27 protein-coding genes are annotated in these 25045 nt (G+C 71.7%); 16 read left to right on the top strand and 11 right to left on the bottom strand.

The genetic code is table 11. The features are described from left to right. The first annotated feature begins 76 nt into the window (after positions 1 to 76). The 9 genes from VFL99_RS13370 (at position 77) to VFL99_RS13330 (ending at position 6939) form a co-directional block, all read left to right on the top strand. Positions 77 to 874: a PRC and DUF2382 domain-containing protein gene (locus VFL99_RS13370; RefSeq protein WP_325106862.1), complete on the top strand. Its 798-nt coding sequence runs from the start codon at positions 77 to 79 to the stop codon at positions 872 to 874. Positions 875 to 1084: 210 nt separating this feature from the next. Then, positions 1085 to 2053 carry an asparaginase gene (locus tag VFL99_RS13365; protein WP_325106861.1) on the top strand — a complete coding sequence of 323 codons (969 nt, stop codon included), beginning with the start codon at positions 1085 to 1087 and terminating at the stop codon, positions 2051 to 2053. 3 nt (positions 2054 to 2056) lie between these two features. After that, positions 2057 to 2482 (top strand): D-aminoacyl-tRNA deacylase, encoded by a 426-nt coding sequence (gene dtd / locus VFL99_RS13360; RefSeq protein ID WP_325106860.1) that lies wholly within the window; start codon positions 2057 to 2059, stop codon positions 2480 to 2482. 77 nt (positions 2483 to 2559) lie between these two features. After that, positions 2560 to 2925 (top strand): DUF2516 family protein, encoded by a 366-nt coding sequence (locus VFL99_RS13355; protein WP_325106859.1) that lies wholly within the window; start codon positions 2560 to 2562, stop codon positions 2923 to 2925. Continuing rightward, positions 2922 to 3746 (top strand): alpha/beta fold hydrolase, encoded by an 825-nt coding sequence (locus VFL99_RS13350; protein WP_325106858.1) that lies wholly within the window; start codon positions 2922 to 2924, stop codon positions 3744 to 3746. Before VFL99_RS13355 ends, VFL99_RS13350 begins: the two co-directional genes overlap by 4 nt. Positions 3747 to 3808: 62 nt before the next feature. Next, positions 3809 to 4174 carry a phosphomannose isomerase type II C-terminal cupin domain gene (locus tag VFL99_RS13345; RefSeq protein ID WP_325106857.1) on the top strand — a complete coding sequence of 122 codons (366 nt, stop codon included), beginning with the start codon at positions 3809 to 3811 and terminating at the stop codon, positions 4172 to 4174. A gap of 30 nt (positions 4175 to 4204) precedes the next feature. Continuing rightward, positions 4205 to 5524, top strand: a complete 1320-nt coding sequence (gene mshA / locus VFL99_RS13340) for a D-inositol-3-phosphate glycosyltransferase (protein ID WP_325106856.1) — start codon at positions 4205 to 4207, stop codon at positions 5522 to 5524. 77 nt (positions 5525 to 5601) lie between these two features. Beyond that, positions 5602 to 6090: a YbjN domain-containing protein gene (locus VFL99_RS13335; RefSeq protein ID WP_325106876.1), complete on the top strand. Its 489-nt coding sequence runs from the start codon at positions 5602 to 5604 to the stop codon at positions 6088 to 6090. A 105-nt stretch (positions 6091 to 6195) separates the two neighbouring features. Continuing rightward, on the top strand, positions 6196 to 6939 hold the full coding sequence (locus tag VFL99_RS13330; protein WP_325106855.1) for a phosphoglyceromutase: 744 nt from the start codon (positions 6196 to 6198) through the stop codon (positions 6937 to 6939). A gap of 19 nt (positions 6940 to 6958) precedes the next feature. Here the strand turns inward: VFL99_RS13330 and fabF are convergent, their stop codons facing one another. The 4 genes from fabF to VFL99_RS13310 all read right to left on the bottom strand — a co-directional run bounded on the left by fabF (position 6959) and on the right by VFL99_RS13310 (position 12122). Further along, the gene (gene fabF, locus VFL99_RS13325; RefSeq protein WP_325106854.1) at positions 6959 to 8227 is read right to left on the bottom strand and encodes a beta-ketoacyl-ACP synthase II; all 1269 of its coding nucleotides are present in this window, start codon (positions 8225 to 8227) and stop codon (positions 6959 to 6961) included. Continuing rightward, positions 8220 to 9926, bottom strand: coding sequence for a class I adenylate-forming enzyme family protein (locus VFL99_RS13320; RefSeq protein WP_325106853.1), 1707 nt, complete (start codon positions 9924 to 9926; stop codon positions 8220 to 8222). The genes fabF and VFL99_RS13320 overlap by 8 nt, the downstream gene beginning before the upstream one ends. 139 nt (positions 9927 to 10065) lie before the next feature. Then, positions 10066 to 11370: an exo-beta-N-acetylmuramidase NamZ family protein gene (locus tag VFL99_RS13315; protein WP_325106852.1), complete on the bottom strand. Its 1305-nt coding sequence runs from the start codon at positions 11368 to 11370 to the stop codon at positions 10066 to 10068. A gap of 194 nt (positions 11371 to 11564) precedes the next feature. Beyond that, positions 11565 to 12122, bottom strand: coding sequence for a hypothetical protein (locus VFL99_RS13310; RefSeq protein ID WP_325106851.1), 558 nt, complete (start codon positions 12120 to 12122; stop codon positions 11565 to 11567). A gap of 286 nt (positions 12123 to 12408) precedes the next feature. Here VFL99_RS13310 and VFL99_RS13305 point away from each other — a divergent pair, with 286 nt between their 5' ends. From VFL99_RS13305 to ispF, 3 genes are read left to right on the top strand one after another with little or no spacing between them, the layout of a single operon-like run. Further along, positions 12409 to 12891 (top strand): CarD family transcriptional regulator, encoded by a 483-nt coding sequence (locus VFL99_RS13305; RefSeq protein WP_325106850.1) that lies wholly within the window; start codon positions 12409 to 12411, stop codon positions 12889 to 12891. Next, complete coding sequence (ispD, locus tag VFL99_RS13300; protein ID WP_325106875.1) at positions 12888 to 13562, top strand: 2-C-methyl-D-erythritol 4-phosphate cytidylyltransferase; 675 nt, start codon at positions 12888 to 12890, stop codon at positions 13560 to 13562. The genes VFL99_RS13305 and ispD overlap by 4 nt, the downstream gene beginning before the upstream one ends. A 1-nt stretch (position 13563) precedes the next feature. Beyond that, positions 13564 to 14046: a 2-C-methyl-D-erythritol 2,4-cyclodiphosphate synthase gene (ispF, locus tag VFL99_RS13295; protein ID WP_325106849.1), complete on the top strand. Its 483-nt coding sequence runs from the start codon at positions 13564 to 13566 to the stop codon at positions 14044 to 14046. A 59-nt stretch (positions 14047 to 14105) separates the two neighbouring features. Here ispF and VFL99_RS13290 read toward each other — a convergent pair whose 3' ends face one another. Both VFL99_RS13290 and VFL99_RS13285 read right to left on the bottom strand, forming a co-directional pair. Then, on the bottom strand, positions 14106 to 14525 hold the full coding sequence (locus VFL99_RS13290) for a hypothetical protein (RefSeq protein WP_325106848.1): 420 nt from the start codon (positions 14523 to 14525) through the stop codon (positions 14106 to 14108). 139 nt (positions 14526 to 14664) lie between these two features. Then, positions 14665 to 15027: a hypothetical protein gene (locus VFL99_RS13285; protein WP_325106847.1), complete on the bottom strand. Its 363-nt coding sequence runs from the start codon at positions 15025 to 15027 to the stop codon at positions 14665 to 14667. A 282-nt stretch (positions 15028 to 15309) separates the two neighbouring features. Here VFL99_RS13285 and VFL99_RS13280 point away from each other — a divergent pair, with 282 nt between their 5' ends. Beyond that, complete coding sequence (locus VFL99_RS13280) at positions 15310 to 16398, top strand: S-(hydroxymethyl)mycothiol dehydrogenase (protein ID WP_325106846.1); 1089 nt, start codon at positions 15310 to 15312, stop codon at positions 16396 to 16398. Further along, positions 16395 to 17021: an MBL fold metallo-hydrolase gene (locus VFL99_RS13275; protein WP_325106845.1), complete on the top strand. Its 627-nt coding sequence runs from the start codon at positions 16395 to 16397 to the stop codon at positions 17019 to 17021. The genes VFL99_RS13280 and VFL99_RS13275 overlap by 4 nt, the downstream gene beginning before the upstream one ends. A 122-nt stretch (positions 17022 to 17143) precedes the next feature. On the opposite strand, the gene VFL99_RS13270 is transcribed toward VFL99_RS13275, so the two are convergent. The 3 genes from VFL99_RS13270 to VFL99_RS13260 form a co-directional block, all read right to left on the bottom strand. Then, a complete protein-coding gene (locus tag VFL99_RS13270) occupies positions 17144 to 18127 on the bottom strand; it encodes a glycine betaine ABC transporter substrate-binding protein (protein WP_325106844.1) in 984 nt (327 codons plus the stop codon). 78 nt (positions 18128 to 18205) lie between these two features. Continuing rightward, positions 18206 to 19114, bottom strand: a complete 909-nt coding sequence (locus VFL99_RS13265) for an ABC transporter permease (protein ID WP_325106843.1) — start codon at positions 19112 to 19114, stop codon at positions 18206 to 18208. Beyond that, positions 19111 to 20394: a quaternary amine ABC transporter ATP-binding protein gene (locus VFL99_RS13260; RefSeq protein ID WP_325106842.1), complete on the bottom strand. Its 1284-nt coding sequence runs from the start codon at positions 20392 to 20394 to the stop codon at positions 19111 to 19113. Before VFL99_RS13260 ends, VFL99_RS13265 begins: the two co-directional genes overlap by 4 nt. Before the next feature lie 161 nt (positions 20395 to 20555). Between VFL99_RS13260 and cysS the strand changes: the two genes are divergently transcribed. Further along, positions 20556 to 22007: a cysteine--tRNA ligase gene (gene cysS, locus VFL99_RS13255; RefSeq protein ID WP_325106841.1), complete on the top strand. Its 1452-nt coding sequence runs from the start codon at positions 20556 to 20558 to the stop codon at positions 22005 to 22007. A gap of 11 nt (positions 22008 to 22018) precedes the next feature. Beyond that, the gene (rlmB, locus tag VFL99_RS13250; protein ID WP_325106840.1) at positions 22019 to 22984 is read left to right on the top strand and encodes a 23S rRNA (guanosine(2251)-2'-O)-methyltransferase RlmB; all 966 of its coding nucleotides are present in this window, start codon (positions 22019 to 22021) and stop codon (positions 22982 to 22984) included. 17 nt (positions 22985 to 23001) lie between these two features. Here the strand turns inward: rlmB and VFL99_RS13245 are convergent, their stop codons facing one another. Both VFL99_RS13245 and VFL99_RS13240 read right to left on the bottom strand, forming a co-directional pair. Beyond that, positions 23002 to 24249 (bottom strand): DUF4032 domain-containing protein, encoded by a 1248-nt coding sequence (locus tag VFL99_RS13245; protein ID WP_325106839.1) that lies wholly within the window; start codon positions 24247 to 24249, stop codon positions 23002 to 23004. A 131-nt stretch (positions 24250 to 24380) separates the two neighbouring features. Then, the coding region (locus VFL99_RS13240; RefSeq protein WP_325106838.1) for an ABC transporter ATP-binding protein at positions 24381 to 25045 on the bottom strand (665 nt) is incomplete at its 5' end.

The following is a 25045-nucleotide window of genomic DNA, read 5'->3' as shown; positions in this document are numbered from 1 at the left end:
AACTGGGAAGGTTTTGCTGCGAGAAGCGACGGGTATGCCGAACTGGTCCGCACGAAGTCGAGACCAAGGAGTTCGCATGCTCACCATGGACCAGCTGCAGGACATCAACGGCGCTGAAGCCCAGGACCGCGACGGGCAGAAGATCGGCTCGGTCGGTCAGGTCTACCTTGACGACTCGTCCGGCCAACCCGAGTGGGTCACGGTCAAGACCGGGCTCTTCGGGACCAAGGAGACCTTCGTCCCCCTGGAGGCCGCCTCGATGCAGGAGGACCAGGTCGTGCGGGTCCCGTTCGACAAGGACCGCGTCCAGGGCGCCCCGCGGGTCGACGCGGAGGAGCACCTCGACCCCGACCAGGAGCGGGAGCTCTACCGCTACTACGGCCTGGACTACGACCACCCCCGCGCCGGGCGCGAGGCGGCGACGACCGGCACGGCCGCACCCGAGACGACCAGCGAGACGGACCCGACTCGCACCACCGGCACGGGCACCACGGACGAGGCCATGACGCGCTCCGAGGAGCGGATGCACGTCGGCACCGAGTCCCAGCCGGCGGGACGGGCGCGCCTGCGCAAGTACGTGGTCACCGAGCACCAGAACGTCACGGTGCCGGTCAGCCACGAGGAGGCGCGGCTCGAGCGTGAACCGATCACCGACGCCAACCGTGACGCCGCCATGAGCGGGCCCGACTTGGCCGAGGGCGAGCACGAGGTGGTGCTCAACGCCGAGCGGCCCACCGTCAGCAAGGACGAGGTCCCGGTCGAGCGTGTCCGGCTCTCCAAGGAGACGGTGACCGGTGAGGAGCAGGTCGGCGACGACGTCCGCAAGGAGCAGGTCGAGGCCGAGGGGGACGTCCGCGACGACCCGACCCGCTGAGGCCGCGCGGGGGCGGGCCGCCCGGGACCGGGACTGACTCCGGGGCGAGCCGCCCCGACAACACCCCTTCGCTCGGGCCGCCGGTGCGCCGGTTCTCCGCCGACCGGGAGCCGGCGCACCGGTCTGCACCGCGCCCGGGCCAGCGGCAGGGCCTGCCGCTGACGGGAGTGCCGGGCGCCGGGTGCCGACCCTTCGTTACGCTCACGGCCCGTGAGTGCCGCACCCGCCGACCTGTCCGCAGCGCCCGTCGTCGCCCGGGTGACCCGCTCCGGTTTCGTGGAGTCGGTCCACCACGGTGCCGTGGTCGTTCTCGACACCGACGGGACACCGGTGGTCGAGCTCGGCGACTGCCACGGGCAGATCTTCCCGCGGTCCTGCAACAAGCCCTTCCAGACCGTGGCGATGCTCCGTCACGGCCTGGACCTGCAGGGCGAGCTGCTGGCCCTGTCCTGCGCCAGTCACTCGGGTGAGTCCTTCCACCGCGACGGCGCCCGCCGGATCCTCGCGCGGGCCGGGCTGCCGGAGTCTGCCCTGCAGAACACCCCCGACCTGCCCTATGGCGAGGAGGCACGTCGCGCGTGGCTCGCCGAGGGGCGCGGCCCGGAGCCCTTGGCACAGAACTGTTCCGGCAAGCACGCCGCCATGCTGGCCACCTGCGTGGCCAGCGGCTGGGACACCGCGACCTACCGCGACCCGGCCCACCCGCTGCAGCAGGCGATCGCCCAGACCCTGACCGAGCTCACCGGCGAACCGGTGGGTGCGGTGGGCGTCGACGGCTGCGGTGCGCCCGTGATGGCGACCTCGCTCACCGGGCTGGCCCGCGGCTTCTCCCGTCTGGCCACGGCAGCCGAGGGCACGGAGCAGGAGCGGGTGTGTGCCGCCATACAGGCTCATCCGGAGTGGCTGGGAGGGACCGGGCGGCACGTGACCGGCTTGATCCGTGCCGTGCCGAACCTGATCGCGAAGGACGGTGCCGAGGCGGTGTATGCCGCCGCGCTCGGGGACGGGCGCGCGGTCGCCGTGAAGATCGCCGACGGTGGCGAGCGGGCCGCGCGGGTGCTCCTGGTGGCCGCCCTGCGACGGGTGGGTGTCGACGCCCCTGGCCTGGCCGAGCTCGGCACCGAGCTGGTGCAGGGGCACGGCGAACCCGTCGGAACCGTCGAGCCGGAAGGATTCTGAGCGGTGCGTGCCGTGCTGCAACGGGTGACCGAGGCCAGCGTCGCGGTGGACGGGGAGGTCGTCGGCCGGATCGACCGGCCGGGGCTGCTCGCACTCGTCGGCGTGACCCATGACGACGGCCCGGAGCAGGTCGCCCGGCTGGCCCGCAAGATCGCCCAGCTGCGGATCCTGCGCGAGGAGCAGTCGGTGCTCGACACCGGTGCACCGGTGCTGGTCGTCAGCCAGTTCACGCTCTACGCCGACACCAGGAAGGGCCGGCGCCCCTCCTGGGGTGCTGCGGCGCCCGGTCCGGTGGCCGAGCCGCTGGTGGCCGACGTCGTCGCGGAGCTGCGCGAGCTGGGCGTGGAGGTCGAGACCGGACGGTTCGGGGCGATGATGCAGGTGGCCCTGGTCAACGACGGACCGGTCACCCTGGTCGTCGACGCCTGATCTCATTCCGGTCGCGAAGACCCGGCGCCGCCCGCGGGGCGTGCACGGCCTGGCGCCGGGGGACGTACGCTGGAGGCATGCATCTGCTCGGCGGTTTCGGGGTGGCGGGGGGCCTGGCGGTGGTGCCGGGCCTGATCTCACTGGTGCTGTGCCTCGCCGCGGTCGCGATGCAGCTGTTCGCCCTCATCGACGCCGTGCGGCACCGCCCGGACGCCTACGTCGCGGCCGGCAAGCGCACCAAGACCTTCTGGGTCGCCATCGTCGCCGTCTGCTTCGCCGTCGGGCTGCTCATCCTGCTCAGCGGCTCGGGCCCGTTGAACCTGTTCGAGATCGCTGCGGTGGTCGGGGCAGCGGTCTACCTCGCCGACGTCCGCCCGGCCCTGCAGCGGGTCGGCGGCCGGGGCGGCTCCTCCACGCACTACGGCCCCTACGGGCCGTGGTGAACCGCGCCCTCCTCGGCTCGGCCTCACTGACCTCCCTGCTCGACGGGCCGGACGGCGCCATCGAGTACCTCACCACGGGCAAGGGCGAGCCGCGGAGCGTCTTCGCCCACGGCCTCGCCGGCTCCATCGACACCACCCGCCCGTTCGGCTCAGGGGTGCGGGGGAGCCGCACCTTCTTCCACTTCCGCGGCCACGGCGCCTCCGCCGCCCCGGAGACCCCGTGGACGTATGCCGCCCTGGCCGCGGAGCTGCGGGCCGTCGCCGACCACGTGGGTGCCACCCGCGCGCTCGGCGTGAGCATGGGCGCCGGTGCGCTCTGCCACTGGCTCGAGCGGGAGCCGAAGCGCTTCGAGCGGGTCGTCTTCGCGCTGCCGGCCGTGCTGGACACGCCGCGGACCGACGCGGCGATGGACCGGCTGGTCGCCATGGCGCAGTGCGCCGACGACCGCGACGTCGAGGCGATGACCGACCTGCTCGCGCAGGAGCAGCCCGCCGACCTGCGAGACACCCCGGCCGTGCGGCACTGGTGCGAGCAGCAGGCTCACCGGCTGGTGGGCACCCCGGTCTCCCGGGCGTTGCGGAGCTTGCCGCACGAGGTGGCGATGGACGACCGGGACGCGCTGGGCGGCATACCGGTGCCGGTCCTGGTGCTGGCGCAGGCGGGCGACCCGGCGCACCCGGTCCACGTGGCGGAGGAGATCGCCCGGCGGGTGCGGCACGCGCGGCTGGAGGTGCTGCCCGAGGGCGGGATCATGTGGCGCCACCGGGCCAGGGTGCGCCAGCTCGTCGGGGAGTTCCTTTCCGCGCCCGAGGACGGCTGAGGCACAATCGCTGCCACCGGCACCGTGCGGCGTCCGATGAGCCGACACCTTGGAGGGGGATCATGCCTGAGCTGACCGACCGACGCGGGGAGATCGTCGAGAGCAAGCGGCCGTGGGGGCGGTTCGAGCAGTTCGCGCTGAACGAGCCGGCGACGGTCAAGGTGATCACGGTCGAACCGGGGCACCGGCTCTCGCTGCAGCGCCACCAGCACCGCTCGGAGCTGTGGCAGGTGCTCGACGGCCCCCTCGACATCGAGGTCGACGGGCGCACGTGGACCGCTCCGGCCGGTGAGCGGGTCTGGGTGCCGCGGGGGGCGACGCACCGGCTCGGCAACAGCGGCCTGCGCGCGGGCCGGGTGCTCGAGGTGGCGTTCGGCGAGTTCGACGAGGACGACATCGAGCGGCTCGACGACGACTACGCCCGCTGAGCACCCGCGGGTGCGTGACAGACTCGAGGTATGCCCGCGGACCCCACCCGCAACCTGCAGCGCGTCGCGATGCTCAGCGTCCACACCTCGCCACTGGACCAGCCCGGCACCGGTGATGCGGGCGGGATGAACGTCTACGTCCTCGAGACCGCCCGGCGGCTGGCCGCGCGCGGGGTCGAGGTGGACGTGTTCACCCGGGCCACCACCGGCGCCCTGCCCGAGGTGGTCGAGGCCGCGCCGGGCGTCACCGTCCGGCACGTGGTCGCCGGCCCCTTCGAGGGCCTGTCCAAGCAGGACCTGCCCGGGCAGCTGTGCGCCTTCGCCGCCGGCGTGATGCAGGTCGCCGCGACCCGGCCCGAGGGCTGGTACGACCTCGTGCACTCCCACTACTGGCTGTCCGGGCAGGTGGGCTGGCTCGCCGCCGACCGCTGGCGCGTGCCGCTGGTGCACACGATGCACACCATGGCCCGGGTCAAGAACGCCTCGCTCGCCACCGGCGACACCCCCGAACCACCCGGCCGCGAGATCGGTGAGGCCCAGGTCGTGGAAGCGGCCGCCCGTCTCGTCGCCAACACCGAGGACGAGGCGCGCGCCCTCACCGAGCTGTATGCCGCAGACGCCGCGAAGGTGCGCGTCGTCCCCCCGGGCGTGGACCTCGACACCTTCCGCCCGACCAGCCGCGCCGGCGCGCGCGAGGCCGTCGGCCTGCCCGCCGACGCGTTGGTGCTGCTCTTCGTCGGCCGGATCCAGCCGCTCAAGGCGCCGGACGTGCTGCTGCGGGCTGCCGCTGACCTGCTGCACCGCCGTTCGGAGCTGCGGGATCGCCTGGTCGTCGCGGTGCTCGGCGGACCGAGCGGCTCGGGCCTCGCCGACACCGGTGCGTTGCAGCGCCTCGCCCGCCGGCTGGGCATCGCCGCCCAGGTACGGTTCCTGCCGCCGGTCCCACGGGCGGAGCTCGCCCAGTGGTACCGCGCCGCGGACCTGGCGTGCGTTCCGTCATACAGCGAGTCGTTCGGGCTGGTGGCGCTGGAGGCGCAGGCCTGCGGCACCCCCGTGGTCGCGGCGGCCGTCGGGGGCCTGCCGACCGCGGTCGGCGACGCGGGCGTGCTCGTGGACGGGCACGACTCGGGCCGGTGGGCCACGGTGCTCGGTGACCTGCTCGGCGACGAGGTGCGGCGACGCCGGCTCGGGGAGCGGGCGGTGGCGCACGCGGCCGAGTTCAGCTGGGACGCCACGACCGACTGCCTGCTGGAGGTCTATGCCGAGGCCTCCGGTCGCAGCGCCGCACGCACCTCCCGCATCGACGACGCCCAGGCGATCAGCGGCGTGCCGTCGGCGGTGGTCCCGTGAGCGCGAGCAGCCGTTCCGCGGCCGACGGTCCCGTGCGAGACCGGTCTCGGAGTGACGGTTCCCGGCGGGCGGACACGGTGCTGGCCGCGATCCGCGCCTTCCTCGACACCGCGGAGATCGAGTGGGAGGACGGCGCCCGTGCCGGCGAGCTGGTCGTGTCGCTGCCCGGCGAACGCAAGCTGCGCACCGTGTGCTCGCTGGTGGTGGGGGAGCGGGCGCTGGCCGTGCAGGCGTTCGTCGTGCGCAACCCCGACGAGAACCACGCCGAGGTCTACCGCTACCTGCTGCGTCGCAACCTGCGCCTGCCCGGTCTGGCCTACGCGATCGACAAGAGCGGTGACGTCTACGTCACCGGGACCGTGCCGCTGGGCGCGCTCGACGGCGGCGCCGGCCTCGAGGGCGTGCTCGACGACCTGCTCGGCGTCGTCCTCGAGGCCTCCGACGGGGCGTTCAACGAGCTGCTCGCCCTCGGGTTCCTCAACTCGATGAAGAAGGAGTGGGCCTGGCGAGTCTCCCGCGGCGAGTCGACCCGCAACCTCGAGGCGTTCCGCCACCTGCTCGAGTGACCGTCGGGCTTCGCCCTCCCGCGTTCTTTGGGACGTTTCTGCTGCCCCAGCAGCGCAAACGTCCCAAAGAATCGCAGCGTTGAGGGGTGCCATAGGCTCGCGGGTATGACGTACACGCTGGTCCTGCTGCGCCACGGCGAGAGTGAGTGGAACGCCAAGAACCTCTTCACCGGCTGGGTCGACGTCGGGCTCACCGAGGCGGGGCGCGCCGAGGCGGTCCACGGCGGCGAGCTGATCCGTGACGCGGACCTGCGCCCCGACGTGGTGCACACCTCGGTCCTGCGGCGGGCGATCACCACCGCCAACGTCGCGCTCGACGTCGCCGACCGGCACTGGATCCCGGTGCGGCGCTCCTGGCGGCTCAACGAGCGCCACTACGGCGCCCTGCAGGGCAAGAACAAGAAGGAGACCCTCGAGCAGTTCGGCGAGGAACAGTTCATGACGTGGCGCCGCTCGTATGACGTCCCGCCGCCGCCGCTGCCCACCGACAGTCAGTGGAGCCAGGCCGGGGACCCGCGCTACGCCGACCTGGGCGACGAGCTGCCGCACACCGAGTGCCTCAAGGACGTGCTCGCGCGCTTCCTGCCCTACTGGGAGGAGGCGCTCGTGCCCGACCTGCGCAGTGGCAAGACGGTGCTGATCGCCGCCCACGGCAACAGCCTGCGGGCGCTCGTCAAGCATCTCGACGGCATCAGCGACGAGGCGATCGCGGGGCTGAACATCCCCACCGGCATGCCGCTGGTCTACGAGCTGGACGAGGACCTGCAGCCGATCACCGCCGGCGGCACGTACCTCGACCCGGAGGCGGCGGCTGCGGCGGCCGAGGCGGTGGCCAACCAGGGCCGCTGACGCCCTTTCGCGATGCGCGTCAGTCGACGGCGCCGAACGCCACCACGCAGTTCTGCCCCCCGAAGCCGAACGCGTTCGTGGTCGCACGCCGCACCCGTTGCTCCCGGGCCACCCGCGGCACGTAGTCGAGGTCGCACTCGGGATCGGGGGTCTCGTAGTTCGCGGTGGGCGGGATCACCCCGTCGCGGATGGCCCGCACGCACGCCAGGGCCGCGAGCGCGCCGGCAGCACCGATGAGGTGTCCGGTCATCGACTTCGGCGCACTGACCGCGAGTTCGTCGGCCGCGCTCCCGAAGGCCTGCCGGATCGCCGAGGTCTCGGTGCGGTCGTTGGCCTTGGTCGAGGTGCCGTGGGCGCAGACGTAGTCCACGTCCTCCGGTGCGAGACCGCTGCGCTTGAGCGCCAATTCGATCGCGCGGGCGGCGTAGCGCCCCGACGGCTCCGGTGCGGCGATGTGGAAGGCATCGGCGGTCAGTGCGCCACCGAGCACCTCGGCATAGACCTCGGCGCCGCGGGCCCGGGCATGGGCCAGCGTCTCGAGGGTCAGCACCACAGCGCCCTCACCGAAGACGAACCCGTCCCGGTCGGCGTCGAAGGGACGCGACGCGCGCCCGGGCTCGTCGTTGCGCGTCGACATCGCCCGCATCGCGCACAGCCCCGCGAAGATCGCCGGCGTGATGCTGGCGTCGGTGCCGCCGGCGACCACCACGCTCGCGTCCCCGGCGAGCAGTGCTTGTCGCGCCTCGAGCACGGCATGGGCGCCGCTCGCGCAGGCCAAGGCGCTCGCGTTCACCGGTCCGTGGACCTGCAAGGCCATGGCCACCTCGCAGGCCGGCATGTTGGTGAGGGCTGCGGGCACGAACGTGGGGCTGACCTGCCGGATCCCTTGCCGTTCCAACGTCTCCGTGGCCTGCTGCACCTCGGGGAAGCCGGACACGGCGGCGTTGACGAACACGGCAGTCTCCTCGGCGTCGACGGCACCGGCCAGTCCGGCGTCGGCGACGGCCTCCTTCGCGGCCGCCACGGCGAGGTGCGTCGCACGCGAGGAGCGCTTGACCTCCTTGACCGGCAGGTGCTGCAGCGGGTCGAAGCCCTTGACCTCAGCAGCGATTCGGGTGGTGAAGCCGCTGGCGTCGAAGTGCGTCACGGGGCCGATCCCGCTGCGGCCCTCTACCAGACCCGTCCACGTCTCGCCGGCGGTGAGCCCGAGTGGTGTCACGGCGCCCAGCCCGGTCACCACCACCCGCCGGCTGGGGTCGCCCTGATGGGGAGCGTCGGCCTCACTCATGGGTGTCCGTCGTGCCGGTGGGTGTCAGCGTGCCCTCCTGTGCGTCCTGGGTGGCCTGCTCGGTCACCTGGTAGTGGATCTTCTTGCCGGTCGCCGTGTGCGGCAGCTCGTCGACGAAACGGTAGGCCCGCGGTCGCTTGAACGCCGCCAGTCGCGGGTGCGACCGGCAGTGCTTGTCCAGGGCGGCCACGTCCAGCTCCCCGGCGCCCTCGGCGGGGACGACGTAGGCCACCACCCGTTGGCCCCAGTGCTCATCCGGTATGCCGACCACGACGCTCTCGCGTACGCCCGGGTGCTCCTCGAGCACCTCCTCGACCTGCACCGGGTGGACGTTCTCGCCGCCGGAGATGATCATGTCGTCCTTGCGCCCGACGATGGTGACGAATCCGTCCTCGTCCCAGGTGCCGACGTCGCCGGTGTAGAGCCAGCCGCCCCAGAACCGCTCCTCCTCGACGTCGGGCAGGTTGGCGTAGGCGAAGCCGGACTTGGGGGAGCGCATGATGATCTCGCCGTGTTCCGTGCCGTCCTGGACGGCGAGGTCGTCCGGCTCGGCGCGGCGGTCGTCATACATCTTCACGACGGCGACGTCGTCGTCGGTGCAGGCGCGCCCCGCGGTCCCCGCGTGCGCGGGCAGGTCCTCGGGGCGCAGGAAGGTGTTCCAGAAGGCCTCGGTCGTGCCGTAGCCGTTGAAGATCCGCGGCGTGAGCACCTCTTGGTAGCGGACGGCGGCGGCGCGGTCCAGCGGCGCGCCCATCGTGACGATGCCGCGCAGGTGCGACAGGTCCCGCGGGGTGCGCTCCTGCTCGGCCGCGAGCATCTGCAGGCTCGTCGGCGCGCCGATCAGGAAGGTGATCTGGTGCTCGCCGACCCAGTCGAGGGCGGTGGCGGGGTTGAAGGCCTTCATGGGGACGACGCCCGCGCCGACGTAGAAGCACGGGTTCGGGCCGCCGGAGTAGAGGCCGCCCCGATGGAACCACGGCGTCATGTTGAGTGTCCGGTCGGTGGGCCCGAGCGGGAAGTGCATGATCACGTCGTGGGCGCTGAGCACCTCCACCAGCGAGGGCAGCGGGACACCCTTGGGCATCCCGGTCGTCCCGGAGGTGTAGAGCCGGGTCGTCTCGTCGTAGGTCGACACGTCCGCCGGCAGCGGCGGGACCTCGCCCGAGGCGGAGGCGAGCACCTGGTCGAACAGCTCCGCCTCGAGCCCGTCCGGGGTCCTGGTGGCACCCGGGTCGGCGACGATGACGCGGGGGCGGGACCCGCCGACCATGTCGAGCGCCTCGGCCATGACGGCACTGCACGCCGCATCGACCACGACCACCCCGGGCTCGCAGTCCCGCAGGATGTGGGCGATCTCGCCGGGCGCCAGGCGGTAGTTGATCGGGGCGGCGATGGCGCCGAGCTCTGGTGCCGCGAGCCAGCTGAGCGCGAACTCCGGCACGTTGGGCAGCTGGAAGACCACCCGGTCGCCTCGCCCGACGCCACGGTCGTGCAGGGCGCTGGCGAGGCGGGCGACGTCGGCACCCAGTTGTCGGTAGGTCCACTGCCGACCTGTCGGCGGGTCGACCATGGCGATGTGTGACGCGAACCTGCGCACGTTGCGCTGGAACCCGGCCCGGTAGGTGAACTGGTGCTCCACGTAGTCGCGGTAGCGCGTCGCGTCGTACATTCCGTGCCCCAACCTCTCCCTCGTCGGCACCGAATCACTTTGCCACAGGGGGCGGGCGCGTGCGGGCGGACCCCGTTTCCCACCGGACCGCACGGCCGGAAACCGGGTCCTCGGCCGTATGTCCGGCCGGCCGGGCGGACCCAGTGTCCGGTCGGTCGCGGAGGGGCACCTACCGCTGCGGGCCGGCATACAGCAGGTAGGGCTCCCGGCGCACGTTCCACTCGGCCAGCTCGTCCCGCCAGCTGTCGACGATCTGCTCGGCGGACGCGCCAGCCATGAGCATGTCGCCGAACCGGCTGGACCCGGTGAGCAGGCCGATCCAGCGGCCCGCGTCGCCGCGCCAGTCGAAGTCGGTGTAGAGGCGATGGGCCTCGACCATCATGTGCGTGGCTGCGAGGATGGCCTCCACCCGGGCCGGGTCGGTGATGTGCACCTGAACCCCGCCGCAGGCGACGCCGGCGTGCTTGCTGAACGTCGGGGTGTAGTACGCCTCACGGAACTCCACGCCGGGAATGTCCTTCTGCCGCAAGGCTTCCGCCCAGCGGTAGTCGACGTACGGTGCTGCCACGAGCTCGAACGGCCGGGTCGTCCCGCGACCCTCGGACAGGTTCGTCGCCTCGAACAGGCAGGTCCCGGGGTAGACGAGTGCCGTGTCCGGGGTGGGCATGTTCGGGCTCGGCATGACCCACGGCACGTCCGTGCCCACGGCGGGCACGTCCCGGCGCCAGCCGCTGACCTTCACCACGGTGAGGTCGGTCAGACGGCGGCCGGCGTCCTCGGCGAGCAGCTCGCCGTCGAAGTACCGCGCCAGCTCCCCGACCGTCATGCCGTGTTGCTGGACGATCGGCTTCTTGCCCACCCCCGACTCGTAGTCCGGCTGCAGCATCGGCCCCCGCGCGTAGCCGCCGATCGGGTTCGGGCGGTCGAGCACGACGAAGCGCTTGCCCTCCTGCGCAGCCGCGACCATCGCCGTGTACATCGTCCAGATGTAGGTGTAGAAGCGGGCGCCGACGTCCTGGATGTCGAACACCACCGTGTCGACCTCGGCCTCGCGGAAGAACCGGGCGAACTTCTCCGCGGTCGCGCCGTACGCGTCGTAGACCGTGACGCCGGTGCGCGGGTCGACGTAGGTGTCCTGGGAGTCGCCGGCCTGGCTGGTGCCGCGGAAGCCGTGCTCCGGGCCGAAGACGGCGACCACGTCTGCGCCGCCCGACGCGACCATCTGGTCGACGATGTGGGTCAGGTCGTCCAGGACGCCCGTCGGGTTGCTGATGACGCCGACGCGTTCCCCGGACAGCGCCGACCAGCCAGCGTCGGCCTGGCGCTGCGCCCCGGTCGTGACCGGGCGGCGGGGGAAGTTGGTGGCGTCGGGCGCGCCCGGGGTGGCGGCGCGTGCTGCGCCGGCGGTCAGGGGGACGGCTGCGGCGGCCAGGGCGGCACTGCCGAGGAGCTGCCTGCGGTTGAGCTGGGCCATGTCGGTCCTCTTTCGACGAGGGCCGCACCGCTCCAGCGCTGCACCCGGGGAGCGGGCGGCCAGAGCCAGGGTCTGTCACCGATTGACAGTGCAGCGGGATTCAGCGGAAATTACCCACCTTTGCGGCACCGGTCAAGGGTGCGCCCTACGCCACCGCTTCGAGGGAAGGGGGAAGGGACGTCGAAGGAGGCGGCCTACTTGGACGAGGAGGGGGATGCCGAGGAGGTGGAGGACGTCGATGAGGGCGACGGCGACGAGGTGGGGGTGACCGTCGCGTAGTACTGCTGGTCGAGCAGCACGGGCACGAGGATCTCGTGCGTGCCCTCGGACGGGGTGCTGACCCGCAGCTTGGTCATCGAGCCCGGCGGCACCGGGACGCTGGGCAACGTGGTCTGACCGTGCCCGCCCTCGAACAGCTTCACGGCGGACTGTGCCGGCACGCTCACCTGCTTGAGCGTCGTGCCGTCCGGGGAGGAGATCTTCACCGTCACCCTCGAGTTGCCCTGGTTGCTCACCTGGGCGGAGACGACGCCGGGCTTGCCCTTGGCCGAGGCCACGATGAGCAGGTCGTTGAGGTCGACGTTGCCCAGCGTGGTGCTCACACCGTCGGCCGGCGTGTAGGGCTCCGTGGTCTGCTGGGGGGACAGCGCGCTGCACCCGGACAGGGCGACGGCGCCGGCCAGGGCGCCGGCGGCGACGGCGGAGGACACCAGGGAGCGGCGGGAACGGGCTCGGGGGGTCTGAGCGGTCACTCGAGGCAGGCGGCGCATCACGCGGGTCAGCCTACCGGGCGGCTGCTCGGCGTCGGCGACGGTTCCCCCCAGGGCTGGGCGGGCGCGTCGCGCGGCGCTTCTCCGCCGTATCGCTACCGCACCACTACCGCGCGCGAAGCATGTTGGAGCGGCCCCTGTCAAGGCCTCCCCAGACCCCTGTGGATAACCTCCGGAGAGGCTCTGACCTGCACAAACGTCGCTCCACAACTTCGTATCGGGGCCTTTTCCGTGATACTCTGGAGTTCGCGAAAGGGGCTAGCTACATATGGTTTTCAAGGTCGGCGAGACTGTCGTGTACCCGCACCACGGTGCGGCTCTCATCGAGGAGATCAACACCCGCACGATCAAGGGTGAGGACAAGCTCTACCTCAAGCTCAAGGTTGCCCAAGGTGACCTGACCATCGAGGTGCCCGCGGAGAACTGTGACCTGGTCGGCGTCCGCGACGTCGTGGGTCAGGAGGGCCTCGACAAGGTCTTCGAGGTGCTGCGGGCCGATCACGCGGAGGAGCCCACCAACTGGTCCCGCCGCTACAAGGCCAACCTCGAGAAGCTCGCATCCGGCGACGTCATCAAGGTGGCCGAGGTCGTCCGTGACCTGTGGCGCCGGGACAAGGACCGTGGCCTGTCCGCCGGTGAGAAGCGGATGCTCGCCAAGGCGCGGCAGATCCTCGTCTCCGAGCTCGCGCTGGCCGAGCACACCAACGAGGACAAGGCCGAGGCGACCCTCGACGAAGTGCTCGCCTCCTGAGCGTCGCCGTCATCCTGGTCGCGGCCGGGCGCGGTGAACGGCTGGGAGCAGGAGCGCCCAAGGCCTTCGTGATGCTCGGCGGCCAGACGCTGCTCGAGCACGCCGCCCGGGCCGCGCTCGACTGTCCCGAGGTGACCCACCTCGTGGTGGTCGCACCGTCCAGTCACCTCGACGATGCGGCGCACGCCCTGCGGCCGCTGGACCACGCCGACCGCGTCGACATCGTGGCGGGCGGCGACGAACGCACCGCGTCCGTGGCGGCCGGCCTGCGCGCGCTGCGCCACGAGGACGGCATCGTCCTCGTCCACGACGCCGCCCGAGCCCTGGCCCCCTCCGAGCTGTTCGGCTCAGTCATCCACGCCGTCCGCAGCGGGCACCCGGCCGTGGTGCCGGGCGTGCCCGTGGTCGACACCATCAAGGAGGTCGACGGCTCCGGGCGGGTGACCGCCACGTTGGACCGCTCCCGGCTCCGGGCCGTGCAGACGCCCCAGGGTTTCCTGCGCGAGGTCCTCGAGCACGCCCACGCCCATGACGGCGGTCCGGCCACCGACGACGCCGGCCTCGTCGAGCGCGCCGGCGGGCACGTGCGGGTCATCGAGGGCGACGTCCGTGCCCACAAGATCACCACCCCGGCCGACCTCGTCGTCGCCGAGCAGCTGCTGGAGTGCTGAGGTGAGCGTCCTGCCGCGCACCGGCATCGGGATCGACGTGCACCCCTTCGCCGACGACGACCGCCCCCTGTCGCTCGCGGGCCTGAGGTGGCCGGGGGAGCGCGGCGTGCAGGGGCACTCCGACGGCGACGTCGCCGCGCACGCGATGTGCGACGCGTTGTTCTCGGCCGCCGGGCTCGGCGACCTCGGGGCCCACTTCGGCACCGGCAGGCCCGAGCTGGCGGGCGCACCGGGCGTGCGCCTGCTCGCCGAGGCGCTGCGGGTCCTGGACGAGTCGGGCTTCACGGTCGGCAACGTGGCGGTGCAGGTCATCGGCAACCGGCCCAAGTTGGGGCCGCGGCGCGAGGAGGCCCAGCGGGTGCTCTCCGTGGCTCTGGGCGGGGCGCCGGTGTCGGTCGCGGCCACCACGACGGACGGGCTCGGGCTCACCGGCCGCGGTGAGGGGATCGCGGCCATCGCCACGGCCCTGGTCGTGCCGAGCTAGCCTTCTCCTGCCCGAGCCGCTCGCCGGTCGGGCCGACGACAACCTCGGCGTGCCGCAGGTCAGTTCTGGCGCAGCCCCCGGACCGAGCCCCGTGCGGAGAACACCGCGGCGACGACCAGGACGAACCCGACGAACTGCAGCAACGTGAGCACCGGCCCCAGCCACGCCAGCGCGCCGTAGCGCCCGCTCAGCGTCATCGTCGACGGGTCCACCCCGAGGGACCAGACCTGCCAGACGATCGACAGGGCGCCCGCAGCCGTGAGCACGGCGAAGGCGGTCGTCGCGAGCCGCGCCCAGCGTCCTCGCGAGCGGCGCTGCAGCGACAGCACCAGGCCGATCACCCAAGGGACGAGGTAGAGCGCTGAGATCGCGATGGCGGCGATCACCTGCGTCACCTCTTCCGGGTCGGGTTGCGTGGCGCGAGGTCGGTATGCCGAGCGCCCGGCTTCCGCGGCCGGCTCCGGTCCGCGTCCGCTCACCAGTGTTCTCGGCCGCGACGGCGGCCGTCCAGCCAGCGCGGGCACGGGTCCGTAACGATCTGCGCGGGACCGGCTGCCGGCGCGACCAAGCTGTCGTCACCGGCGCCGGCACGGCGTTGTCATCGGGTGCGTTCGGCCGCTAACCGTCGGTCGCTGGTGGGTTCGCCGCCCGGGCCGCGAGCGCGGACCGGCCGGCCACGAAGATCGCGGCGACGACGAGGCTGAGGCCGAGGAGGTCGAGAGCGGCCAGCATCGGTCCGCTCCACGTGACCCAGAACCCGGGGGTGGTCAGCGGCGCGAAGTTCTGCATGTGGGTGAGCACCCACCAGTTCCGCAGGAGGCTGGTCAGACCCACCGCCAGCAGCAGGCCGCACCCGATGGCCGCCAGTCGAGCCCAACCCCCGTCACGCTGGTGGCGCAAAGCGAGGACGAGTCCGACCGCCCACGGCAGCAGCAGGACCACCGAGATCCACGTCGACTCCAGGGCCGCGATGATCGTCATCCGTTTCCCCTTCCTCCGCCGGCGCGGCGCTGGAAGGTCTGCCGCCCCGGGTGCCCTCCTCGTGAGTCTCCCGCCGTCGAGCACGGCCGTCCATGCGTTCCGGTCACGGACCGCTCACGATCAGCCGGTCACCGGCCCGGCGCACCACGTGCAGCCGGGCCGATCTCCGCCCGCGGACGTGCTGGTGGGAGGCGCCGGACGCTGTCCTAGGCTGCGGGCACATGCGCCCGGCGAGCCGATCGCCCGGGTGCACGCGAGCGTTTCGAGCAGAGGAGTTGCGCAATGTCCAGCACGGTCAAGGGAGTCATCGCCCGCAGCAAGGGCGCTCCCGTGGAAGTCGTCGACGTCGTGGTGCCCGACCCCGGGCCGGGCGAGGCGGTCGTCAAGATCGAGGCCTGCGGGGTCTGCCACACCGACCTGCACTACCGCGAGGGCGGCATCTACGACGAGTTCCCCTTCCTGCTCGGCCACGAGGCCGCCGGTCGGGTGGAGGCCGTCGGCGAGGGCGTCACCGAGGTGGCCCCCGGGGACTTCGTCATCCTCAACTGGCGCGCGGTGTGCGGCGAGTGCCGAGCCTGCCGCCGCGGTGAGCCGTGGTACTGCTTCAACACCCACAACGCCACGCAGAAGATGACGCTCACCGACGGGACCGAGCTGACGCCGGCCCTCGGGATCGGCGCGTTCATCGAGAAGACCCTCGTGGCCGCGGGTCAGTGCACCAAGGTCGACGAGCAGGCCTCCCCGGCCGCTGCCGGGCTGCTCGGCTGCGGCGTGATGGCCGGCTTCGGCGCGGCCGTCAACACCGGTGGCGTGACCCGCGGTGACTCGGTGGCGGTCATCGGCTGCGGCGGTGTCGGCGACGCGGCGATCGCCGGTGCCAGCGTGGCCGGGGCGACGACGATCATCGCGGTGGACGTCGACGACGCGAAGCTCGAGCAGGCCAGGCACTTCGGCGCCACCCACACCGTCAACTCCAAGAACGAGGACGCGGTCGAGAGGATCCGCGAGCTCACGGGGGGTTTCGGCGCCGACGTGGTGGTCGAAGCGGTCGGCCGGCCCGAGACGTACGAGCAGGCCTTCTACGCCCGCGACCTCGCCGGCACCGTGGTGCTGGTCGGCGTGCCGACCCCCGACCTGGAGATCACGCTGCCCCTGATCGAGGTCTTCGGCCGCGGCGGCGCGCTCAAGTCCAGCTGGTACGGCGACTGCCTGCCCAGCCGCGACTTCCCGATGCTCATCGACCTCTACCGGCAGGGCCGCTTCGACCTCGACGCGTTCGTCAGCGAGAAGATCGCCCTCGACCAGGTCGAGCAGGCCTTCGACAAGATGCACCGCGGCGAGGTGCTGCGCTCGGTCGTGGAGCTCTCATGACGGCCCGCATCGACCACCTCGTCACCTCGGGCACGTTCAGCCTGGACGGCGGCACCTGGGACGTCGACAACAACGTCTGGATCATCGGCGACGACAGCGAGTGCGTCGTCATCGACGCAGCCCACGACGCGGATGCGATCCTGAAGGCGGTCGGTGACCGGCGGCTCGTGGGCATCCTGTGCACCCACGCCCACGACGACCACATCGACGCGGCAGGTGCCGTCAAGGACGCAACGGGAGCTCCGGCATACCTCCATCCGGAGGATCGGGTGCTCTGGGACCGCGTCTACGACACGGCTCCCGACCGGGAGCTGGCCGACGGTGACACCCTCACGGTCGCGGGCACGCAGCTGCGCGTGCTGCACACGCCCGGTCACTCGCCGGGTGCCTGCTGCTTCCACGCGCCGGAGCTGGGCGTGGTGTTCAGCGGCGACACCCTTTTCCAAGGTGGTCCGGGTGCGACCGGGCGCTCGTTCAGCGACTTCCCCACGATCATCGCCTCGATCCGCGAGCGGCTGCTGACCCTGCCGGCGGAGACGGTCGTGCACACCGGCCACGGCGACTCGACCTCGATCGGGGACGAGAAGCCGCACCTGGACGAGTGGGTCGCGAGAGGTCACTGACAGGTCCGCGAGGGCACGAGGCAGCACACGAAAGAGGACCCCGCCGGGTCCGGCCCCTCTGGAGGGATGGGGCCGGGGACCGGCGGGGTCCTCGTCGTGCCGGGCGGCGGACCGCCCGGGGGTCACTTCATCGCGTTCTCGATCTGGTTGACGGCCTGCTTGCCCTGGCTCGTCTTGATCCAGGCCTGGATGCCCTCGTCCGGGTTGTCCTTGTGCTTCTGGACGACCTGCAGCTCCAGGCTCGCCAGCGTCTTGTCGTCCATCTTGAAGGACTTCACGGCCTTCGCGACCTTCGGGTAGTCCTGGCTGAAGCCCTGCCGCGCGATGGCGTGGATCTTCTCGGCGCCGCCCATGGCGTGCTTCGGGTCCTTCAGGTCCTTGATCGGGAAGGCGCTGTAGGCCCAGTGCGGGTGCCACAGGGTCACGACGATCGGCTTCTTCGCGTCGGTGGCGCTCTTGAGCGCCGCGAGCATCGCCGCCGTCGAGGAGGTCTGCAGCGTGTAGTCGTTCAGGCCGTAGGTCTTGATGGCCTCCTTGGTGACGCGGGTGAGGCCGGCGCCGGGGTCGATGCCGGTGATCTTGCCGTCGAACTCACTCGCCTTGCCCTTCAGGTCGGCGATCGAGTTGATGTCCTTCAGGTAGGTCGGCACGGCGATGTTCAGCGTGGCCTGGTCGTACCACACGTCGAGGTCCTCGACCTTGTTGTGGATCTTCTTCCAGTACGGCGCGTGGGTCTTCGGCAGCCACGTGTCGAAGAACAGGTCGGCGTTGCTGCCCGTGCCCTGGGAGATGCCGTTGAAGATGACGCCGATGTCCAGGCTGGGCAGCTTGACCGTGTAGCCCTTCTGCTCGAGGACGTACTTCCACAGGTAGCTGACGGCGACGTCCTCGTCCCAGCCCGAGGCCGTGGGGATGGTGATGGTCTTCGAGGAGCCACCACCACCGCCACCGCTGCCGCCGGTGCTCGCGGCCGTGCTGCCCCCGCTGCTGCCGGCGGTGTTGCTGCCGCTGGCCGTCTTGCTCGCGCCGCAGCCGGCGATCAGGGCCGCGGCCACCACGGCAGCCGAGCCGGCCGCGACGGTCTTGTAGGTACGTGCTGTGTGCATCTGTGCCTTCCCTTCATCGGGTTGCTGGTGAGGTGTGTGCCTGCCGGCGAGCTGTGGGCCGACGGGTGAGGGTGTGTGTCAGCGGGCTGCCGTCCTGCGGTTGGCCCGGGCCACCGCGGAGCGGGACCCCACGCCGGCGGTGATCCGGTCGAGGAACATGGCGAGGATCACCACGGCCAGACCGGCCTCGAAGGCCAGGGGCACGTCGAGGGTGGTCAGGCCCTGGTAGACGTCCGAGCCGAGGCCGCCGGCGCCGACCATGCCGGCGACGACCACCATCGACAAAGCCAGCATGATCACCTGGTTGACGCCGGCCATGATCGTGGGCATGGCCAGGGGCATCTGGATGCCCATGAGGATGTCGCGCGGGCGCGCGCCGAAGGCGCGGCCGGCCTCGACCATCTCCTTGTCGACCTGCTGGATGCCGAGCTGGGTCAGGCGCACCCCTGGCGGGATCGCGAAGATGACGGTCGCGGCCATGCCGGGGACGATGCCGATGCCCCAGATGACCACGGTCGGCACCAGGTAGACGAAGACGGGCAGGGTCTGCATGAAGTCCAGTACCGGCCGCACGGCCTGGGCGACCGTGGCACTGCGTGCCGCCAGCACCCCGGTGGGCATCCCGATCACCAGCGCCACCACGGTGGAGACGATGACCAGGGCCAGGGTGTCCATGGCCGAGGACCACATGTTCATGCTCTGGATGATGAGCAGGCCGATGATCGAGCCCACCCCGAGCTTCCACGTGCCGGCCGCCCAGGCGAGCAGCGCCAGGATCACCGCCAGGATGATCGGCGGCACCGCGTGCAGGCCGGCCGCGAGGTTGTCGTTGAGGAAGTGCGCGATGTAGCTGATCGCGTCGAGGATGGGGCCGAGGTTGTTCTTGATCCACTCGACGGCGGCTTCGAACCAGTCGCCGATGTGCAGCCGCGGGATGTCCAGGGCCGGGGCCGCCAGGGCCGGGCCGACGAACGCGGGCGCGCTCATGCGTTGACCTCCGTTCCGTCGGACACGCCGCCAGGTGTGTCGGCCACCGCCGTGGCGAGGTCCCCCACCGTCTGGTGGTCGCCGGTGGAGTGCCCGTGCTGGGCACCCACGCGTCCCATCGCCGCCAGCAGGGTCACGCGCGGCACGACCCCGACCAGCTTGCCGTCGTCGTCGACGACGGCCAGGGGCATCTCCGTGTCCGCGGAGTCGGCGAACATGTCCGCCACCACGGTGTCGGTCGAGACCGTCGCGACGTGGCGCTCGAGGACGTGGGCGATCGTGTCCCGGCCCTCCTCGAGCGCCTTGACGACGTCACGCTGCGCGAGCACGCCACGGACCCGCATGTCGCGGTCCACGACGAACAGGGAGTCGAGCTGCTTCTCCCGCATCAGGCGGTAGGCGGCGCGCGGGCCCTGATCGGCACCGAGCAGGGCCACGGGCGCCTCCATCACGGTCGAGGCGGTGAGCACCCGACTGCGGTCGACGTCCTGGATGAACTGGGCCACGTAGTCGTTGGCCGGGTCGGTGAGGATCTCCTCGGCCGTGCCGATCTGCACGATCCGCCCGTCGCGCATCATCGCGATCCGGTCGCCGAGGCGCATCGCCTCGTTGAGGTCGTGCGTGATGAACAGGATGGTCTTGTGCAGCCGGTGCTGCAGCTCCACGAGCTGGTCCTGCATCTCCCGGCGGATCAGCGGGTCGAGCGCGCTGAACGCCTCGTCCATCAGCAGGATGTCGGTGTCCGCAGCCAGGGCCCGGGCCAGACCCACGCGTTGCTGCATGCCGCCGGACAACTGGGAGGGCAGGCTGTCCTCCCACCCCTTCAGGCCGACCAGCTCCAGGGCCTCGGTCGCCTTCTTGCGCCGCTCGGTCCGCGGCATCCCCTGCGTCTCCAGGCCGTAGGCGGCGTTGTTGACGACGCTGCGGTGGGGGAACAACGCGAAGTGCTGGAACACCATGGACACGTGCTCCCGGCGCACCCGGCGCAGCTGCCCCGAGGACATCCTGGTGATGTCCTGGCCGTGGATCTCCACCGACCCGGACGTGGGCTCCAACAGGCCATTGACCATGCGGATCAGTGTCGACTTGCCCGAGCCGGACAAGCCCATGACGACGAAGATCTCCCCTTCGTTGACGGAGAAGGACGCATCGATCACCGCAGCCGTCAGGCCATCCTTCTTGAGCTCGTCGCGGTCGACGCCCTGCTGGAGTCGCGTCACCCCCTCCTTGGCGCGACGACCGAACACCTTGAAGATGTTCTCGGCCTTGATAACGGGCACAGGCAACTCCTCGCCGAAGTCGATGTCAGATCGGGGTAAGCGATTGGCAAGATTTCTGCTTGGGGCCTATCAATCAATCACATCCCGTGATACACGGTCAAAGCATTGGTCGGGCCGTCGCCGGATCGTGACCACTGCTGACGGGCCGATAGCCTTGTCGGGTGACCCTCCAGCTGTTCGACACCGCGACCCGTGAGCTCCGCGAGTTCGTGCCCGTGCACCCGGGCAAGGCCGGCGTCTACATCTGTGGCCTGACCACGCAGGGGGCTCCGCACATCGGGCACGTACGCTTCGCCGTGGCCTTCGACATCCTCCGCCGGTGGCTGGTGCGCGGCCACGGCTACGAGGTCACGCTGATCCGCAACGTCACCGACATCGACGACAAGATCCTCGCCAAGTCGGCCGACGCGGGGGTGCCGTGGTGGGCCTGGAGCTACACCAACGAACGCCGCACCTCCGAGGCCCTGGACCAGCTCGGGGTGCTGCCCGCGACCTACGAGCCGCGGGCCACCGGGCACATCCCCGAGATGGTCGAGCTGATGCGCACCCTGGTCGACAAGGGACATGCCTACCCGGCGGCGGACGAGTCCGGTGACGTGTACTTCGACGTCAAGAGCTATCCCGCCTACGGCGAGCTCACCCACCAGGACCTCGACGACATGGAGCCTGCGCAGGACGCCGACCCCCGCGGCAAGCGGGACCCGCGCGACTTTGCGCTCTGGAAGGGGCACAAGCCTGGTGAGCCGGAGACGGCCAGCTGGCCCACGCCATACGGGCAGGGGCGACCGGGCTGGCACCTGGAGTGCTCCGCGATGGCGCGCAAGTACCTCGGCGACACCTTCGACATCCACGGCGGGGGCGTCGACCTGCGCTTCCCGCACCACGAGAACGAGCAGGCGCAGTCCCGTGCGGCCGGGCTCGGCTTCGCGCAGTACTGGCTGCACAACGCCTGGGTGACGATCGAGGGCGAGAAGATGAGCAAGTCGCTGGGCAACAGCCTGCTCGTCACCGAGATCACCAAGCGAGTGCGTCCGCTGGTGCTGCGCTACTACCTGAGTGCGGTGCACTACCGGTCCACCATGGAGTTCGGCGAGCGATCGCTGGACGAGGCGGAGGCCGCCGTCGAGCGCATCGAGGGCTTCCTGCGCCGCGCCCTGCCGGAGGGTTGGGACGGCGAGCTCGTGGCGGTCCCGGGCGACTTCGCCGAGGCGATGGACGACGACCTCAACGTCTCCGGCGCGCTCGCGGTCGTCTTCGACACGGTCCGGGAGGGCAACACCGCCCTCGACGACGGCGACGAGGAGGCCGCCCGGGACGCCGCCCTGCGGGTGGTCTCGATGACCGACGTCCTCGGCGTCAACCCCCTCGACCCGCACTGGGGACCGGCCACCGGCGGCGGGCAGGACGACGCCCTGTCCGCGCTCGGCGACCTGGTGCAGGAGCGGCTCGAGGCGCGGCGCGCGGCGCGGGCGGCCCGCGACTACGAGACCGCCGACGCGATCCGGGACCAGCTCGCCCGGGTGGGCGTCACGGTCGAGGACACCGCCTCCGGCGCCCGGTGGTCGCTGGAGCACCGTCCCGACGCCTCCGACACCGACTCCACCGCAGACTGAGAGGCGCTCAGATGCCAGGGAACTCCTCCCGACGCGGCGCGGTCCGCAAGGGTGCGTCCAAGAAGGGCGCCACCGTCGGCAGTGGTGGCCAGCGCCGGAAGGGCCTCGCGGGCAAGGGGCCGACGCCCAAGGCCTCGGAGCGGCCGCAGCACAAGGCCTACCGGGCGGCGAAGGCCAGCGGCGGCGGTCGCCCCGCCCCCCGGGGTCGGACGCAGGGGCCGAAGCGCTCCCGCTCCGGCAGCGAGGTGGTCGCCGGCCGCAACTCCGTCCTGGAGGCGCTGCGGGCCGAGGTTCCTGCGACGACGCTCTACGTCGCCGGCCGGGTGGAGTCCGACGACCGGGTGCGCGAGGCCATCCGCCTCGCCACCGCCCGGGGGATCGCCATCCTGGAGACGCCGCGCGGGGAACTGGACCGGCTCACCGACGACGCGGTCCACCAGGGACTGGCGCTGCAGGTGCCGCCCTACGACTATGCCGACCCGCGGGACCTCATCGACCCGGACCGGCCCGGCATCCCCCTGGTGGTCGCGCTCGACGGGATCACCGACCCGCGCAACCTCGGGGCGATCATCCGGTCGGTGGCCGCGTTCGGTGGCCACGGCGTCGTCGTCCCGCAGCGCCGTTCGGTGGGGATGACGGCCGCGGCGTGGAAGACCTCGGCCGGCGCGGCCGCCCGGGTCCCCGTCGCGATGGCGACCAACCTGACGCGGGCGCTGGAGGAGTTCCGCAAGGCGGGGTTCTTCGTGCTCGGCCTGGACATGGCGGGCGACGTGGCCCTGCCCGGCCTGGCGCTCGCCACCGAGCCGCTGGTGGTCGTCGTCGGCGCCGAGGGCAAGGGCCTGTCCCGCCTGGTCAGGGAGACCTGCGACCAGATCGTGTCCATCCCGATGAGCTCCGCGGTGGAGTCGCTCAACGCCGGGATCGCGACCGGCGTGACGCTCTACGAGATCGACCGGCAGCGCTCCGCCGGCAGCTGACCCTCCCGCAGCCGCCGTCAGCGGTCCGGGCGGGCGCGCACGGGCATGGCCTGCGTGTCCACGCCCAGCACCGCGGCCTCGTCCGGCTTCGCCGGGAGCACCTGCTTGACGTAGTCGGCGACGGCGTCCTCGATCGGGACGTCGTGGCCGGCCCGCTCGGACAGGTACCACCGGTGCTCGAGCAGCTCGTGGAAGACCTCGGCGGGCTCAAGCTTGCCGCGCAGCTCCTGCGGGACGGCCCGGACGACCGGCTCGTAGACGTTGGTCAGCCAGTCGTGGGCGACCAGCTCCTCGGAGTCGTTCTGCCGGTCCTGCGCGGCACGGTAGGCGTCGAGGTCGTTGAGCAGCCGGCGCGCCTGGTTCTCCTCGGCGTCGAGGCCGGTCAGCCGCAGCAGTCGGCGGGAGTGGTGGCCGGCGTCGACGACCTTGGGCTGGATCTGGATGTGCGTGCCGTCCAGGTCCGTGGACATCTCCAGCTCGTCGACGTCGAAGCCGAGCTCGTTCAGGCGGCGGATCCGCTCGTCCACCCGCCACCGGTCGCCCTGCTCGAATCGCTCGCTGCCGGTCAGCTCCTGCCACAGCGACCGGTAGCGCCGCACGATGACGTCGGAGACGTCCAGGGGGTCCGGGACGTCCTCGAGCATGCCCCCGGCGGCCAGGTCCATCAGCTCCCCGGCGATGTTGACCCGGGCGATCTCCAGGTCGTGTTCGCGCTGGCCGGTGGACAGGGAGCTGTGCAGCTCGCCGGTCTCGGCGTCGACGAGGTAGGCCGCGAACGCCCCTGCGTCTCGGCGGAACAGCGTGTTCGACAGGGACACGTCTCCCCAGAAGAAGCCGGCGAGGTGCAGCCGGACGAGCAGCACGGCGAGGGCGTCGATGAGCCGCTTGGCGGTGTCCGGCCGCAGCGCCTGGCTGAACAGCGCGCGGTAGGGCAGGGAGAACTGCAGGTGCCGGGTCAGCAGGCAGCCGTCCAGCTCCTCACCCGCGGCGTCGGTCCGGCCGCTCACCACCCCCAGGGGTTCGACGGCCGGCAGGTCCAGGCGGCGCAGCAGCCGCAGCAGCGTGTACTCCTCGCGGGCCAGCTGGGTCTTGATCTCCTTGACCGCCATGACGCGTCCGGAGATCCGCACGAACCGCACCACGTGCCGGGAGATGCCGCGGGGCAGCGCCGCCAGCCGGTCCTCGGGCCACTCCTCCAGCGGCAGCGACCACGGCAGGTCGAAGAGGGCTGGATCGGGCCGGGCTGCGGTGATCTCCAGTGCCACGCGCTCCATCGTGGCACGACGAGCGCCCCCAGCGCGGATCGCACCCGAGCGCGTGGGAACGTGAGAGGGCCGGTATGGCGAGCACCCGCCATACCGGCCCCTTCTCGCGCGGGGAGCCCGCTCCCCTCTGCTCAGCCCAGCCGTTCGCCGGTCTCGGCGCTGAACAGGTGCACGTGGTCGGACTTCGGCTTCAGCGAGATGTGCGCGCCCTTCTCCGGCGGGGTGCGCCCGTCGACGCGGGCGATGATCTGCTTGTCGCCGTCCTCGGTCTTGGTCATGCCGTAGATGTAGGCGTCCGCGCCGAGCTCCTCGACCACGTCGACGGTGACCGGCAGGCCGGCGCCGTCGTTGCTCACGGTGAGGTCCTCGGGGCGGACGCCGATGACGGCGCGCTTGCCGGCCTTGTCCAGGTACTCCCGGGCGATCGGCGTGCGGGCGTCACCGAAGGCGACGCCACCGTCGGTCACCGGCACGTCGAGCAGGTTCATCGCGGGGGAGCCGATGAACCCGGCGACGAACACGTTGTTCGGGTGGTCGTACATGCGGCGCGGGGTGTCGCACTGCTGCAGGATGCCGTCCTTGAGCACCGCGACCCGGTCGCCCATCGTCATCGCCTCGACCTGGTCGTGCGTGACGTAGACGGTGGTGACCCCGAGTCGCCGCTGCAGTGAGGCGATCTGGGTGCGGGTCTGCACGCGCAGCTTGGCGTCGAGGTTGGACAGCGGCTCGTCCATGAGGAACACCTGCGGGGAGCGGACGATGGCGCGGCCCATGGCGACACGCTGGCGCTGACCAC

The organism is Segeticoccus sp. (genome assembly GCF_035708005.1).
This window is presented reverse-complemented; position numbering and strand designations above follow the sequence as displayed.

Excerpts from the sequence above, each read along its gene's own strand:
- VFL99_RS13370 (WP_325106862.1), top strand. The coding sequence starts at position 77 with ATGCTCACCATGGACCAGCTGCAGGACATCAACGGCGCTGAAGCCCAG.
- VFL99_RS13355 (WP_325106859.1), top strand. The coding sequence starts at position 2,560 with ATGCATCTGCTCGGCGGTTTCGGGGTGGCGGGGGGCCTGGCGGTGGTG.
- VFL99_RS13345 (WP_325106857.1), top strand. The coding sequence starts at position 3,809 with ATGCCTGAGCTGACCGACCGACGCGGGGAGATCGTCGAGAGCAAGCGG.
- mshA (WP_325106856.1), top strand. The coding sequence starts at position 4,205 with ATGCCCGCGGACCCCACCCGCAACCTGCAGCGCGTCGCGATGCTCAGC.
- VFL99_RS13330 (WP_325106855.1), top strand. The coding sequence starts at position 6,196 with ATGACGTACACGCTGGTCCTGCTGCGCCACGGCGAGAGTGAGTGGAAC.
- fabF (WP_325106854.1), bottom strand. The coding sequence starts at position 8,227 with ATGAGTGAGGCCGACGCTCCCCATCAGGGCGACCCCAGCCGGCGGGTG.
- VFL99_RS13315 (WP_325106852.1), bottom strand. The coding sequence starts at position 11,370 with ATGGCCCAGCTCAACCGCAGGCAGCTCCTCGGCAGTGCCGCCCTGGCC.
- VFL99_RS13305 (WP_325106850.1), top strand. The coding sequence starts at position 12,409 with ATGGTTTTCAAGGTCGGCGAGACTGTCGTGTACCCGCACCACGGTGCG.
- VFL99_RS13285 (WP_325106847.1), bottom strand. The coding sequence starts at position 15,027 with ATGACGATCATCGCGGCCCTGGAGTCGACGTGGATCTCGGTGGTCCTG.
- VFL99_RS13280 (WP_325106846.1), top strand. The coding sequence starts at position 15,310 with ATGTCCAGCACGGTCAAGGGAGTCATCGCCCGCAGCAAGGGCGCTCCC.
- VFL99_RS13275 (WP_325106845.1), top strand. The coding sequence starts at position 16,395 with ATGACGGCCCGCATCGACCACCTCGTCACCTCGGGCACGTTCAGCCTG.
- VFL99_RS13270 (WP_325106844.1), bottom strand. The coding sequence starts at position 18,127 with ATGCACACAGCACGTACCTACAAGACCGTCGCGGCCGGCTCGGCTGCC.
- VFL99_RS13265 (WP_325106843.1), bottom strand. The coding sequence starts at position 19,114 with ATGAGCGCGCCCGCGTTCGTCGGCCCGGCCCTGGCGGCCCCGGCCCTG.
- rlmB (WP_325106840.1), top strand. The coding sequence starts at position 22,019 with ATGCCAGGGAACTCCTCCCGACGCGGCGCGGTCCGCAAGGGTGCGTCC.